This is a genomic window from Streptomyces sp. NPDC002276 (assembly GCF_053891435.1).
On sequence record NZ_JBSFCQ010000001.1, the window covers coordinates 614157 to 627612 of the forward strand.

Genomic DNA, 13456 nt, shown 5'->3' on the forward strand with positions numbered 1-13456 from the left:
CGTGAGTTGTCACGGGGCGGGGCGCACTCATGGCCGGGGCCAGGGACGCCCGCCGAGCCGCTCGATGTCGGTGTTGAAGCGTCGTAGGAAGGCCGCGAAGGCGGCGATGTCCGCCTCCGACCAGTCGTCCATGATCTGGTCCAGGGACTGGACGAGACCCTCGCGTTCCTCGTCGAGCATGCGCGCGCCCAGCTCCGTGATGCGGAACTTACGGGCCATGCCGCCCTGCGGATCGGGGATCCGCTCCACCAGACCGGAGCGCATGGCCGCCGCCGTCTGCCGGTTGAGGGTGGACGCGTCGAGGCCGAAGGCGTCGCTCAACTCGCCGATGGACATGGGCCCTTGGACGCGGATCCGGCTCAGCAGGATGTAGGCGCTGCGGTCCAGCACGCCGTCCTTGCGACGCCCGCCCTTGTGCGAGAGAAGCCCGTGCCGGCTGAGGAGCATCTGCTCGTACTCGATCTCGCGCGTACGCCTGTCCATCGGTCCGCTGCCTCCTGCTTCCTGCCGACGCCGCCGTTCGACGCGGTTCGGGGCGGCCGGACCCATCCTCGCACGACGGTATGCATCATCCCCATCACATGGTTGATACATACGATGTGTACGATGCACATTCCTTCCTGTCCCGACCGAACAGATATGCCGAGGAGTCCCGCTCATGGACGCCCCCCAGCCCACAGCCCGCGCAGGCGGTGTGATCGCCACGCTGGCCTTCGCCGGCACCACGGCCGCGATCATGCAGACGCTGGTCACCCCGCTCATCGCCGACCTTCCGGAGATGCTGCACACCTCGTCCTCGAACGCCGCGTGGGTGATCACCGCCACCCTGCTGGTGGCCGCGGTCTGTGTGCCGGTCGTCGGCCGCCTCGGCGACCTGCTGGGCAAGCGCCGCATGCTGCTCGCCTGCTCCGTCCCGCTGATCGTGGGCTCGGTGGTCTGCGCGCTCTCCTCCTCCGTCGTCCCGATGATCGTCGGACGCGGCCTTCAGGGCATGGGCATGGGCATGGTCCCGCTGGGCATCGCCCTGCTGCGGGACGTCGTACCGCAGGAGCGGCTCAGCCCCTCCATCGCGCTCGTCAGCGCCTCCATGGGCATCGGCGGCGGCCTCGGCCTGCCGATCGCCGCGGGCGTCGCCCAGTACGCCAACTGGCGTGCCCTGTTCTGGGGTTCGGCCGCCCTTGCCGCGGTCGTCGCCGCGCTGATCTGGTTCCTGATCCCGGACGTACCGGCCGCCGCCAAGGGCCAGCGCTTCGACGCGCCCGGCGCGCTCGGCCTCGCCGTGGGTCTCGTCTGCCTCCTCCTCGGCATCTCCAAGGGCGCCGACTGGGGCTGGGGTTCGGCCACCGTGCTGGGCCTCTTCACCGTCGCGATCGTGGCCTTCCTGGCCTGGGGTGTCTGGGAGCTGCGCACCGGTGACCCGCTGATCGACCTGCGTACGACGGCCCGCCCCCGGGTCCTGATCACCAACATCGCCTCGGTGTTCGTGGGCGTCGGCATGTACTCCAGCATGCTGGTCGTGCCGCAGCTGCTCCAGTTCCCCGCGGCCACCGGCTACGGCCTGGGCCAGTCGATGCTCGCGTCCGGCCTCTGGATGGCCCCCGGCGGCATCATGATGATGATCGTCTCCCCGCTCGGCGGAAAGCTCACCAACGCCCGCGGTCCGAAGTTCACCCTCATCAGCGGCGTCCTCGTCATCACCGCCGGCTACGCCCTGTCGATGGGCCTGATGGGCTCCGCCTGGGGCCTGATGGTCGTCTGCATCGTCATCAACAGCGGCGTCGGCCTCGCCTACGGCGCGATGCCCGCGCTCATCATGAGCTCGGTCCCGCTCTCCGAGACCGCCGCCGCCAACGGCTTCAACACCCTGATGCGCTCGCTCGGCACCTCGATCGGCGCCGCGGTGATCGGCGTCGTCCTCGCCCAGATGACCAACACGGCGGGCGGCTACACCTTCACCTCCGAGAGCGGCTTCCGCACCGGCCTCCTCATCGGCGGCTGCGTCGCCCTCCTCGCGGCCCTGGTCGCGGCGGCGATTCCGGCCGTACGGCAGACCGCGCAGGAGGACGAGAAGCAGCCCGAGACGGTGGCCGCGCGCGAAGGGGCCGGGGTCGAGTCCTGACCTGAACGTGGTGAACGCACGGGGGAATTGCTGCCCGGCGCCGTAGGACCGTGGGACCGGTCCTCGGCGCCGGGCAGTGTGCTGTTCGGCGGACTCAGCTTCCCGGTCCGAGGCCTTGCAGAGCCTTGTCGAGTTGGGCCGCGGTCAGGGCGGGGGCCGGGAGCGGAGGCGCGGCGGACGTGCCGCGCAGGCCGTCGAGGAGGAGGGCGAGGGGGCGGAGCCAGGCGCCGGGTCCCGCGGCCGCGGTGAGGGGCGGGACGGTACGGCCCAGGGCGGCGAGCGCGAACAGCAGGTCCTCCGGGGTGACGTCCGCCCGGATCGTGCCCTGGTCCTGCCCGCGGCTCAGCAGTATCTCCACGGTGCGGCGGTTGTGGGCGTGCACGGCCTGGAGCGAGTCGACGCCGTCGAGGTGGGTGGTCATCAGGTCGTTGGTGCCGCGGTCGGCGGCCAGGCCGGCGAACACCGTGTGGAGATAACCCGTCAGTCCCGCCAGGGCGTCGTCGGCGCCGCGGGCCTGCTCGCCCGCGGTCATCGTGTCGGTGAGCTGGTCGTGGAAGACGGCGTCCACGAGAGCGGCGCGGGTGGGGAAGTGCCGGTAGAGAGTGGCGTTGCCGATGCCGGCCCGGCGGGCGATCACGTCGATCGGCGCGTGCAGACCCTGCTCGGCGAAGACCTCGTGGGCGGCCTCGATCAGGAGCTCCCGGTTGCGCCGCGCATCGCGTCGCCGTGCCGGTGCCGTCGCGTCGTCCGAGCCCGTCATCATCACCCTCCGAACTAGTGGGGAGTGCTCCCCGGTAGGGATGTTATCGTCGATCCATCAAATGGGGAGTGCTCCCCACTTTGGCGAAAGGAGTGCCGTGCCGCCGCCCACCCTTCAGGACCTCGCCCCCGACGGCCACGACCTGGCCGCCGATCCCCACCCCGTCTACGCGGCCCTGCGCGCACAGGGTCCCGTGCACCGTGTCCTGGTCCCTGGCAGCGGTGAGAGCTGGCTGGTCGTCACCCGGGACGCGGCCCGTGCCGCGCTGACCGATCCGCGCCTGCGCAACGACATCCGCCACTCCTCCACCTGGCAGGACGACGGCGGCCACGCCCTCGGCCGCAACATGCTCCAGACCGATCCACCGGACCACACCCGGCTACGACGGCTGGTCGCGAGCCACTTCACGCCCGCGCGAATCGCCGCACTGTGCCCGGCAGTTGAGGCGATCGCCGTCGATCTGCTCGCCGCGCTGCCGACTCGGGGAACCGCGGACCTGGTGAGCGGATACGCCCTGCCGTTGCCCGTCACGGTGATCTGCGACCTCTTCGGAGTGCCCGCCGCGGACCGTACGGTGTTCCACGCCTGGTCCAACGAACTCGTCATGCCCGCCTCGCCCGAGGCGGGTGCCTCGGCCGCCGACGCCCTGGGCGGGTACCTGGCCGACCTGATCCACCGGAAGCGTGGAACCCGAGAGGCCGACCTGCTCGGCGACCTGGTCGCCGCGGCCCGCGTGCCCACCGCCGAGTCCCCCCTGACCTCCCAGGAACTCCTCGGCATGGCCTTCCTCCTCCTCGTCGCCGGGCACGAGACGACCGTCAACCTCATCTCCGCGACCGTCCACGCCCTCCTCACCCACCCAGACCAACTCGAACTACTGCGCGCGGAACCGGAGTTGGTCGCCGCGGCCGTGGAGGAGTCGCTGCGCCACAGCACACCCGTCCACGCCACGGCGTTCCGTTTCGCGGCCGAGCCGGTCGATCTCGCGGGCACCCGCATCCCGGCCGGAGACGCGGTCCAGATCTCGTTGGCCGCGGCCTCCCGCGACCCCCGCCACTTCCCCGATCCCGACCGCTTCGACCTACGGCGTCGGGGCCCGGGCCACCTCGCCTTCGGCCACGGCCTCCACCACTGCCTCGGCGCACCCCTGGCCCGCACGGAGGCCGCCGTCGCCGTACGCCTCCTCCTGCACCACCGTCCCGACCTCACCCTTGCCGCCGACCCCACGACACTGCGCTGGCGGACCAGCACGCTCGTGCGGGGGCTGAGCGCTCTGCCGGTACGGTTCGGCCCGGCAACGCCGGGCGCCTAGCCGACCGTCAGGACTCCGGCGGGCAGCGCCGGATGCGGCCAGTGGGGATCGGGCCACCAGTTCCGCAGGCCCCGGTCGACCGCGAACGGGCCGCCGCTCGCCCGGATCATCGCCAACGCCTCCTCGCGTGCCGCCTCCACCGCCCGGTGCTCGACCTCGCTCACCACCCCCAACCGCCGACCGTGGGCGTACTCGTCCTCGTCCTTCCACTCCCACCGGGACAGATCGGGCGCGACCACCAGGTCCAGGAAGAGGTCGAAGGTGTCGAAGCCGATGGGCGTGCGGCGCATCGGACGCTGGAAGTTGACGTACCAGCGCGTCAGGCGATGGTCGCCCGTGATGTCGTAGAAGGCGTTCACGCTGAACCAGGTGTCGGGCGGCACCCATTGGAGATGGGCCGTGTCGCGCCAACTCCACCGGCCGAGCCGCCAGTTGCCGTCGGCCAGGTTCGGCAGGGCGCGCACGCGGGCGGACGCGTCGCCCGTGCGCAGCCACTCGATCCAGGTCGTCGGGACCGCCAGCTCCGCGCCCGGCCCGCAGCCGAGGACAAGCGCTTCCGGTGTGTCTTCGACGACCCGGAGCGCATGGGCACTCCACACCTTCCGACGGAACACATCACGTCGTACTGCCGTCTCGTCCGGCTGGAATTCCTGCACGGTTCATGTCTGCCCGCGCGCCATCGCACGGAACTCCAGTGGCGTACGGCCGTCCCGCTTGCGGAAGAACTTCGCGAAGTCGGTCGGTTCGGCGAAGCCGAGGGTCCGGGAGATGTCCGCGGCCGTCGCGTCGGTGTGGACGAGGAGGCGCTTGGCCTCCAGGAGGACACGGGCGTCTTCCAGCGCGGCGCTGTAGCGGCGGAACGTGTCGTCGGCCGGGGCGGACGACACCGGGTCGGGACGGACGTGCGAGAGGCGGAGCAGCAGGACGGAGAGGAGCATGCGGAGGGTCTGGAGATGCGCGTCGAGGGGGAGTGACGTCAAGTCGGCCTACTAGCGCGCGAGATGACGGAGTGTCAGGCGAGCCGCCCCTGCGTGGGGTTCCGTGGGGAGCGATGGTGACTGGTCGAAGGGCGGATCGGCCGACACGAAACCCGGCTGCCAGATGACGATCGTGCCCCGGGCCGGTCGACACCGTGACCACCTCGCCGGTCCCCGGCGTGCGGGACGTACTCCAGTGCGTGCGCTGCCTCTACATGTGGCGCACCACCGAACCCGACCGCCGCACCCGCTGCGAGGCGTACCCCGCCGAATTCCGCATGACACGGGCCGACATCGAGACCGCCCCGGAGGTGCCCGTGGTACCCCCGCTGCTCTACGGTCGCAGCGAGCCCAACAGGCCGTCGAGAACCGCCTCTTGACGCCGGGGTGTGGTGGCGTGGGGCAGCAGGACCGCGTTGATCTGGAAGCCCATGAGGGCCGCGAGGAGAGTGTCGACGACCTCGTCGTCGGGTGACCTCGTGCCGATGTCGCCCTGCCGGCGGGCCTGTCGCAGGTAGCCGCACATCTGCTCGCGCCAGGCCGCCATGGCGTTCTCGTGGACCCCGGCCATGCGCTCGTCGTGGACAGCACGGTCCCAGAAGGCGATGACGACCCTGGCCTCCATCAGGCGTACGTCGTCGAGCGGCATGATCTCCAGGCAGAGCAGGCGCAGCGCGGGCAGGCCGGTCGCGTCGGCGATGGACTCGCGGGCGCGGACGTTGGTGCTCTCGAAGGCGTGCTGGAAGGCGGCGAGCAGGATCTCGTCCTTGTTGCGGAAGTAGCCGGTCAGCGCACCGTTGGCGTATCCGGCCTCGGCGGCGAGGTCCCGCATGGTGACGGCGTCGAGCCCGCGTCTTGCGATCAGGGCCCATACGGCTTCGATGATCTCGCGGCGCCGCGCGTCATGATCGACGATTTTGGGCATGCCCCGACCTTAATCCAGCCGCTCGGACGCTGGTCAGGCCAGCATGGCGGCCATGCCGAGGGCCATCATCGCGCCGCCCGCACCGCCGAGCGGACCCGCGCACGGCACACCGGGACGCAGCGCCCGGTGCATGACGGCACCCGCGCGGGCCACCAGCCACAGCACCACCGCCAGCGCGAACAGCCCATGCCCGTCGGCATGGTGCTGGTGCTGCCCGTCCGGAAGCCGGGCCATGGCCGCCGTGATCACGGCCATCACCGCGAGGTCGGCGGCGACCGGCCCGCGGGTGAACAGGCACATGCCCGCCGTCACGCCCGCACCCACGAGCAGCGGATACGGCCCCGGGCTCCCCACCACCATCAGCAGCGTCACGGCGAGCACGACGGCGTGCGGACCCCAGCGCCGTACGGGCCCCGGCACATGCCCCGCGAGGCACAGACCGGAGCCCGTCAGCGCGACGGCCGCCGGGAGAACGTCATGCATCGCGGCGGCGCCGGACGGCGGCGGAGACCGCCCCGGCCGCGAAGAACAGCACGACGATCCCCTCGAAGAGCCGCGCGAGCGAGGCCGAACCGCCGATCAGGGTGGTGAAGTTGGCCAGCACCATGAACGTGATCCAGCACAGCCCGAGGGCGCCGAGCGCCGGTGCGAGCCGCGTGTGCCACAGGCGGGTGTCCGCCCCCGTGCGGGCGAAGAAGGCGATGATCGCGACCCCGACGAGGATCATCAGCACCAGCACCCCGAGCGTGGCCAGCCCGCTCATCCAGGTGAACAGCTCCAGCACCGGATCGGACCCCGCGAGCACGAACGCCCCCACGACCACGGCGGCCGACACGCTCTGCACCAGTGAACCGGCGTGCGGCGAACCGTGTTTGGCGTGACTGCGGCCCAGGATCGCGGGGGCGTCGCCCTGGCGGCCGAGGGAGAACAGATAGCGGGAGATCGCGTTGTGGAAAGCGAGCAGCGCCGCGAACAGGCTTGTCAGCAACAGGACTTCCATCGTGTCGGAGGCGGCCGAACCGACGTACTGCCCGGCCACCGCGAACACCAGCCCGCTCGTGTTCTTCGCCGCCGCGCCCTGTACCTCGTCCGTGCCGACGGCCAGGACGACCGCCCAGCTGGACAGCGCGTAGAAGCCGCCGATGGCGATGACCGCGAGGTAAGTCGCCCTGGGCACACTGCGTTTGGGGTCCCGCGCCTCCTCGCTGTAGATGGCGGTCGCCTCGAAGCCGACGAAGGACGCGACCGCGAACATCACCCCGATGCCTGCCGACCCCGTGGTGAAGGCACCCGGCGTGAAGGAGTCGAAGTCGATGCCGTGGGCGCCTCCTTGGGCGAGGATCGCCACCGTCATCACCGTGACGATGCCGACCTCCAGGACCAGCAGCACCGACAGCACCTTCGTGCCGACCTCGATGTTGCGGAAGCCCAGCACCGCGACCAGTCCCCACAGCACACCGGCCCACAGCCACCACGGCAGGTCGGGGCCGCCGTACTTCACGACCAGCCCCTGAAGGGTGACACCGGACAGGCCGTAGATACCGGCCTGGATCGTGCTGTACGTGAGCAGCGCCAGCCCGGCCGCCCCGGTGCCGGTGATCCGGCCGAGACCGGCGGTGACGTAGGAGTAGAAGGCGCCGGTGTCGACGACATGGCGGCTCATCGCCGCGTACCCGACGCTGAACAGCAGCAGTACGACGGCGACCAGGAGGTAGGCGGCCGGTACGCCGGGGCCGTTGCCGATGGCCAGCATCACCGGCAGGGCGCCGCCGATGGCGGTGAGCGGGGCCGCCGCCGCGACGACCATGAAGACGATCCCGCCGACTCCGATGGAACCGCGGAGTTTTGACGGAGCATCAACTGAGCTGCCGCTGATGGTCTGTTCAGACATGACAGCCTCCTGTGCCTGTTGTCCCGCAGTGGCCGGAGGTGCTCGGCGGCACGTCGAGGGTGGGGTTGCGGTCGAAGAAGCCGACAGGCTTGAGCGTGAAGCCCGTGGTGTCGACCGGCATGATCGGCCAGTCCTCGGGACGCGGGGCGTGGGTCAGCCCGAAGGTGTGCCAGACGACGAGGTCCTGCCCGTCGAGGTCCCGGTCGGCGGCGGCGTACGCGGGCAGCCCCGCCCCACCGGGATGCTGATTGACGAAGTCGCCCGCCGGATAGCGCTCGGCCGGGTCGTACGCGGTGACCCACAGGTGCTTAGTTGCGAAGGCCGCGCGGGCCGCGATCGAGGACTCGGGATCGGCGAGCAGGGCCGGCTTGCCCTCCGGGTGCAAGGCGTACGCGACCGGTCGCCCCAGCCGGTTCAGGGACCCGGGGTTGGAGATGTGCCACACGCGGTCCACGCCCGCGTCGGCCATCCGCTGCGCCTCGCTCTCCCGCGTCAACGGGGTGCGCTTGAGGGCGAAGGCGTTGCCGCGCAGATTGTCCGGTCCCATCGGGACCCGGACCGTCTCGATCTCCTCGACGCGGTTGACGGGACCGTCCACGGCCATGTCCAGCCGTGCGCTGAACAGGTGTTGGTGGTACGGGGCGCCGAGACCGGGGGCGAGTTCGGTGGCGTAGGGGTAGTCGCCGCCGGGGTGGGCGGAGGTGAAGACGACGCCGGTGGCCTTGGCCTCGAACTCGATCGTGCCGTCGAGATACAGGTACCAGTAGAAGCCGTAGTCGTAGTTCCCGACCGTGGTGAAGAAGGAGAGCACCATGCGCCGTTGGCGCCGGGTCTCGACGCTGCCCGCCCAGAGGTCGGTGTGCTTCCAGAGGATGCCGTAGTCCTCCTCGTGCAGACAGACGGCGTTGGTGAGGGTCTGCGGTGTGCCGGTCTCGTCGGCGATCACCGCGTCGAGGTAGGTGATGTCGCCGAGGCAGTCGCAGCCGAGCTGGAGCGCGTTGGCGTAGCGGCCGATGAGGTACTCGCCGGTGTCGAAGTAGTTCTGCCAGGATCGCACGGGGGAGGGGTCGGCGTACGGCACGACCATCTCGGCGATCGACGCGCGATGGATCACCGGGCGCCCGGCGAAGGCGAGTTGATGGAGTATCAGCCCCTCGCGGGCGTCGAAGCCGATGCGCAGGGACCAGTTCTCCCACGTCAGGGTGTTGCCGTCGAGGGTGAAGCTGGGGCCCTGCGGCTGGGTGATCTCGATGGGCTTGAGGGTGGTGCGCGGCGGGCCCGTGACGGCCGGGTCGTCGAAGTTCCCCGACTCCGCGGGCACCGGTACCGGGCCGATGTCGATGACCTGGTCCACGCTCCGGTTCAGGACGTCCACGTAGGCGACGAGCCCGTCGACGGGATGCGCCCACGCGTGATCCTTCGCGTGTTCCTGCACGAAGGCCAGCCCGCGCAGGATGCGGCGGCCCCGCTCCTGCGGGTACTCGGTGTCGTACACCCCCGCGGAGAGCGGGGCGACGCGCACCGAGTCCACGTCCAGACCACGGGCGGCCAGCGCGGCCAGCCAGCTCGGGTCCTTGGCGAGTACCTCTTCGACGATCGCGAACTCCGCGTCCAGTACCGGGAGTTGGCCTTCCGTCGCGGCGTCGATCAGCCGGTGCGCCACGACCCGCGACTCGGTCAGGGAGACCGTCGCGTCGCAGGAGGGGGCGCCGGAGATGTCGAGCAGCAGGACCCGCAGCCGTCGATCCCCTTGCTCCGGGGCGGACTTGGGCGGGTCGAGGAGCCCGAGGTAGGCGAAGCGGGTGGCCTCCGTGACCAGCCCGGCCGCCACGAGCGACTCCCGGGCGGCGGTGATCTCTTCAGGGGTGAGCGGGTCGAGGGGATGTGGAGCGGCAGCCATACGGGCCTCCGGGGGATTTTTTCTCTACGTCCGTAGAGCAAAAAATCGCGCGGCCACGTTTCGCTCGGCAGTACGCCCGCGTTGCCTTGCTGTTAAGTCCCGGGAGCCGGAGCCGAAGTTGGTCAGATGGCCAGGATCGCCCGTACCCGCTTGCCGCCCCCGGTGAGCGGGGTGACATCGAGGCGGTGGGCCAGACAACGGACCATGGCGAGGCCGCGCCCGCTCTCGCCCTCGGCCGTCAACGGCCGCACGTGAGGCGTGGCCGGATTGCCATCGTAGACCTCGACCGTGACGCGCTCGTCGGACAGTTGGAGCCGCAGCCGGCACTCGCCGCGCCCGTGTTCGGTCGCGTTGGCGACCAGTTCGGAGACGATGAGCGTCGCGTCGTCGATCTGCTCCTCGTCCACCCGCGCCATCCGGCTGCGGGAGCGGGCGAGGAACTCCGATGTCAGTTTTCGCGCCTGCCCCGCCGCCGCGGCCTCGTCCGGCAGCAGGTACTCCACGCGTACGGAACGCCTATGGGTACGCCGATGCGTACGCATGGCGAATCACTTCCCCTCCTAGGACACCCGGTATCCCCGCGGTGGCACCGCACCGGGGCCGCTGCATCTCTTGCGCGGCGGGTCCTTCACACTTCACTTGCCCGGAGTTCGTGATCGCCAACCGGCCCACGCCCCATGGTTGTCGCCGATCAGGAAATGTCAGTTCTCGGAATCAATTGGGTAAAGGGCCGGGCACTTCCGAGGGGTTGCCTGGCAGCCTTGCGATGTCCAAGGTGGGGGAGGTACCCCTGCGCGGAAGGCGAGGGCGGCTCCGGATGCCGCGACGCCGTTGGAGTGGACCATGGCCGCAACGAAGCCGCAGCGCAGTCTCTCCGTGCTGACCTGGCTGCCCGCCGCGGTGATGGCGGTGGTCGCCGTCGGGGACCTCGTCACCGGCCCGGGACTCGGCTTCCTGCCGCTGGCCTCCCTCGGCCCGGCCTTCGCCGGACTGGTGGGCGGCTGGAGACGCACCGCGTGGTTCGGCGCGGCGGCCCTCGCCCTGTGCGTCGGACTCGGCCTTTACGACGGCCTGTTCCAGGAACGAAGAGGCTTCCTGGCGATGGTGTCGGTGGTGGGCGTGACCGGCGCGGGTATCGCCGCCGCCGTGATGCGTGGACGCCGCGAGGCCGAACTGGCCAGCGTGCGGTCCATCGCGGAGGTCGCCCAACGCGTCCTGCTGCGGCCGGTGCCGCTGACCGCGGGCCCGCTCCAGGCGGCGGTGTCGTACACCTCGGCCGTCGCGGAGGCCCGGATCGGCGGTGACCTCTACGAGGTGGTCGCCTCCCCGCACGGCGTGCGCGTCATCGTCGGCGATGTGCAGGGCAAGGGCCTGGCCGCCGTCGAGACGGCGGCCGTCGTGCTCGGCGCGTTCCGGGAGGCCGCACACGACGAACCCGACCTGGTCGGACTCGGCGAACGCCTGGAGCGCAGCGTCTCGCGCGTCCTGTCCGACGAGAAGTTCGTGACCGCCGTCCTCGCCGAGATCGGCACGGACCACGAGGTGATCTTCCTCAACTACGGCCACCCGCCCCCGATGGTCGTGCGGCGCAACGGCGCCGCCGACTTCCCGGCACCGCCCGCCTACGCGCCCCCGCTGGGCCTCGGCGGCGCCCAGGGCGGCGAGACCCCGAAGCCGTTCTCCGTACGCTTCGCGCCGGGCGAGCAACTGCTGCTCTACACCGACGGCGTCACCGAGGCCCGCGACGAGGACGGCACCTTCTATCCACTCGGCGAGCGGGCGCACCTGCTGAAGGAACCCGACGCGCAGAGCGCGCTCGACTCCCTGCGCGAGGACCTGGTCCGCCACACCGCAGGCCCGCTCCACGACGACGCCGCGATGCTCCTGCTGCGCTATCACGGGCACGCGGAGACGACGGGGGAGACCTCGCCCCTCGGGTGAGCAGGAGAGCTGCGCTGAGGCCTCGTCGCTGCCGAAAAGTCATTGCTGCGTCAATCAAGTAAACTGGTGGCATGACCACGCCCGAGCAGCCCCTGCACCCCATGAGCCCGCACGAAGAGGCGCTGGTGCGCGAACTCGCACGGGTGATGCTGGTGCTGCCCCGCGCGGTCGACGCCGACATGATGCGCGAGCAGCGCCTGCCGCTGTCCGAGTACACGACCCTCATGCACCTCTCCGAGGCCACGGACCGCCGGATGCGCATGAGCGAGCTGGCGTCCGTCTGCAACCTCTCGCTGAGCGGCATGACCCGCATCGTCGCGCGCCTGGAAACACAGGGCCTGGTCGGACGGGAACGCTGCGCCGAGGACGCCCGCGGCTGGAACGCCGTCCTCACCGACCAGGGCCTCGCCCGCCTCCAGGAGGCATGGCCCGCCCACCTCGCCAGCGTCCGGCGCCATGTCCTCGACCACGTCGACGCCGACGACCTGACCCGGCTCCTCGGCGTGATGCGCCGTATCGCCACCTGACCCACCGAGCAGACCCAAGGAGTACGACATGACCAACCCGACCAGTACCGACGGCGTCACGCTCGGTCTCGACACGTTCGGCGACGTCACGAACGGCCCGGACGGCAAGCCGCTGACCCACGGCCAGGCCATCCGGCGCCTCGTCGAGGAGGGCGTCCTCGCCGACCAGGTCGGCGTCGACCACTTCGGCATCGGCGAGCACCACACCGAGGCGATGCCCCTGTCGGCGGCGGACGTCGTCCTCGCGGCCGTCGCCGCGCGCACCTCGAACATCCACCTCAGCTCGGCCGTCACCGTGATCAGCTCCGACGACCCCGTCCGCGTCTACCAGCGCTACGCCACCCTCGACGCCGTCTCCGCCGGCCGTGCCGAAGTCATCCTCGGCAGAGGGTCGAGCACGGAGTCCTTCCCGCTCTTCGGCTACGACCTGAACGACTACGAGGAACTCTTCGAGGAGAAGGTCGCCCTCTTCGCCGAACTGCTCAAGGAGAAGCCCGTCACCTGGTCCGGCAACACGCGCGCCGCCCTCGACGGCGTCTCCGTCTACCCGCACAGCGAGACCGGCTCGATCCCCACCTGGATCGGCGTCGGCGGCAGCCCCCAGTCGGTGATCCGCACCGCCCAGTACGGGTTCTCCCTGATGCTGGCGATCATCGGCGGGGACATAGCCCGCTTCGCCCCGTTCTCCGAGCTGTACCGGCGGGCGCTGGCGGAGTTCGGCCACCCCGCGCGGCCCATCGGCGTGCACGCGCCCGGCCATGTCGCCGCCACCGACGAACAGGCGGTGGAGGAGTTCGTACCGGCCTTCCAGGAACTGATCCGCAGCGTGGCCCGGGAACGCGGCTTCCGCACCCCGACCCGCGAGAGCCTCATGCGCGACGTCGGCCCCGGTGGCGCCCTGCACGTCGGATCCCCCGAGACCGTGGCCCGCAAGATCGCCGACACCCTGAAGACCCTCGACGCCACCCGCTTCAACCTGAAGTACGGCATCACCGGAATGCCCCACGACACCCTCATGACGAACATCGAGCTCTACGGCACGAAGGTGGCGCCCCTGGTGCGGGAGTTGATGGCGGACTGAACGGGCGGGGCGCGGAAACTCCG

15 protein-coding genes are annotated in these 13456 nt (G+C 70.8%); 6 read left to right on the forward strand and 9 right to left on the reverse strand.

Annotation, left to right across the window (positions count from 1 at the left end):
* Positions 1-27 precede the first annotated feature (27 nt).
* The gene (locus ACWIHT_RS02885) at positions 28-483 is read right to left on the reverse strand and encodes a MarR family winged helix-turn-helix transcriptional regulator (RefSeq protein ID WP_456163700.1); all 456 of its coding nucleotides are present in this window, start codon (positions 481-483) and stop codon (positions 28-30) included.
* 175 nt (positions 484-658) lie between these two features.
* Between ACWIHT_RS02885 and ACWIHT_RS02890 the strand changes: the two genes are divergently transcribed.
* Positions 659-2119: an MFS transporter gene (locus ACWIHT_RS02890; protein WP_456163702.1), complete on the forward strand. Its 1461-nt coding sequence runs from the start codon at positions 659-661 to the stop codon at positions 2117-2119.
* A gap of 94 nt (positions 2120-2213) precedes the next feature.
* On the opposite strand, the gene ACWIHT_RS02895 is transcribed toward ACWIHT_RS02890, so the two are convergent.
* Positions 2214-2882: a TetR/AcrR family transcriptional regulator gene (locus ACWIHT_RS02895; protein WP_456163704.1), complete on the reverse strand. Its 669-nt coding sequence runs from the start codon at positions 2880-2882 to the stop codon at positions 2214-2216.
* Positions 2883-2976: 94 nt separating this feature from the next.
* Here ACWIHT_RS02895 and ACWIHT_RS02900 point away from each other — a divergent pair, with 94 nt between their 5' ends.
* Positions 2977-4191: a cytochrome P450 family protein gene (locus ACWIHT_RS02900; protein ID WP_456163706.1), complete on the forward strand. Its 1215-nt coding sequence runs from the start codon at positions 2977-2979 to the stop codon at positions 4189-4191.
* Here the strand turns inward: ACWIHT_RS02900 and ACWIHT_RS02905 are convergent.
* Together ACWIHT_RS02905 and ACWIHT_RS02910 are read right to left on the reverse strand one after the other, a co-directional pair.
* Positions 4188-4847, reverse strand: coding sequence for a DUF402 domain-containing protein (locus tag ACWIHT_RS02905; protein ID WP_456163708.1), 660 nt, complete (start codon positions 4845-4847; stop codon positions 4188-4190). The two genes, ACWIHT_RS02900 and ACWIHT_RS02905, sit on opposite strands and share 4 nt — an antisense overlap.
* Positions 4848-4850: 3 nt before the next feature.
* Positions 4851-5171, reverse strand: a complete 321-nt coding sequence (locus ACWIHT_RS02910; RefSeq protein ID WP_456163710.1) for a helix-turn-helix domain-containing protein — start codon at positions 5169-5171, stop codon at positions 4851-4853.
* 152 nt (positions 5172-5323) lie between these two features.
* Between ACWIHT_RS02910 and ACWIHT_RS02915 the strand changes: the two genes are divergently transcribed.
* Positions 5324-5548, forward strand: a complete 225-nt coding sequence (locus ACWIHT_RS02915; RefSeq protein ID WP_456163712.1) for a non-oxidative hydroxyarylic acid decarboxylases subunit D — start codon at positions 5324-5326, stop codon at positions 5546-5548.
* On the opposite strand, the gene ACWIHT_RS02920 is transcribed toward ACWIHT_RS02915, so the two are convergent.
* The 5 genes from ACWIHT_RS02920 to ACWIHT_RS02940 form a co-directional block, all read right to left on the reverse strand.
* The gene (locus ACWIHT_RS02920; RefSeq protein WP_456163714.1) at positions 5503-6093 is read right to left on the reverse strand and encodes a TetR/AcrR family transcriptional regulator; all 591 of its coding nucleotides are present in this window, start codon (positions 6091-6093) and stop codon (positions 5503-5505) included. The two genes, ACWIHT_RS02915 and ACWIHT_RS02920, sit on opposite strands and share 46 nt — an antisense overlap.
* A gap of 33 nt (positions 6094-6126) precedes the next feature.
* Positions 6127-6576: a hypothetical protein gene (locus tag ACWIHT_RS02925; protein ID WP_456163716.1), complete on the reverse strand. Its 450-nt coding sequence runs from the start codon at positions 6574-6576 to the stop codon at positions 6127-6129.
* The gene (locus tag ACWIHT_RS02930) at positions 6569-7984 is read right to left on the reverse strand and encodes an APC family permease (RefSeq protein ID WP_456163718.1); all 1416 of its coding nucleotides are present in this window, start codon (positions 7982-7984) and stop codon (positions 6569-6571) included. The genes ACWIHT_RS02925 and ACWIHT_RS02930 overlap by 8 nt, the downstream gene beginning before the upstream one ends.
* Positions 7977-9884 (reverse strand): primary-amine oxidase, encoded by a 1908-nt coding sequence (locus tag ACWIHT_RS02935; protein ID WP_456163720.1) that lies wholly within the window; start codon positions 9882-9884, stop codon positions 7977-7979. Before ACWIHT_RS02935 ends, ACWIHT_RS02930 begins: the two co-directional genes overlap by 8 nt.
* Positions 9885-10006: 122 nt before the next feature.
* On the reverse strand, positions 10007-10426 hold the full coding sequence (locus ACWIHT_RS02940; RefSeq protein ID WP_456163722.1) for an ATP-binding protein: 420 nt from the start codon (positions 10424-10426) through the stop codon (positions 10007-10009).
* 301 nt (positions 10427-10727) lie between these two features.
* On the opposite strand from ACWIHT_RS02940, the gene ACWIHT_RS02945 reads away from it, so the two are divergent.
* The 3 genes from ACWIHT_RS02945 to ACWIHT_RS02955 all read left to right on the forward strand — a co-directional run bounded on the left by ACWIHT_RS02945 (position 10728) and on the right by ACWIHT_RS02955 (position 13433).
* Positions 10728-11825 carry a PP2C family protein-serine/threonine phosphatase gene (locus ACWIHT_RS02945; protein WP_456163724.1) on the forward strand — a complete coding sequence of 366 codons (1098 nt, stop codon included), beginning with the start codon at positions 10728-10730 and terminating at the stop codon, positions 11823-11825.
* A gap of 71 nt (positions 11826-11896) precedes the next feature.
* Positions 11897-12352 carry a MarR family winged helix-turn-helix transcriptional regulator gene (locus tag ACWIHT_RS02950; RefSeq protein ID WP_456163726.1) on the forward strand — a complete coding sequence of 152 codons (456 nt, stop codon included), beginning with the start codon at positions 11897-11899 and terminating at the stop codon, positions 12350-12352.
* Between the two features lie 28 nt (positions 12353-12380).
* Positions 12381-13433, forward strand: coding sequence for an Atu2307/SP_0267 family LLM class monooxygenase (locus ACWIHT_RS02955; RefSeq protein WP_456163728.1), 1053 nt, complete (start codon positions 12381-12383; stop codon positions 13431-13433).
* Positions 13434-13456: the final 23 nt, after the last annotated feature.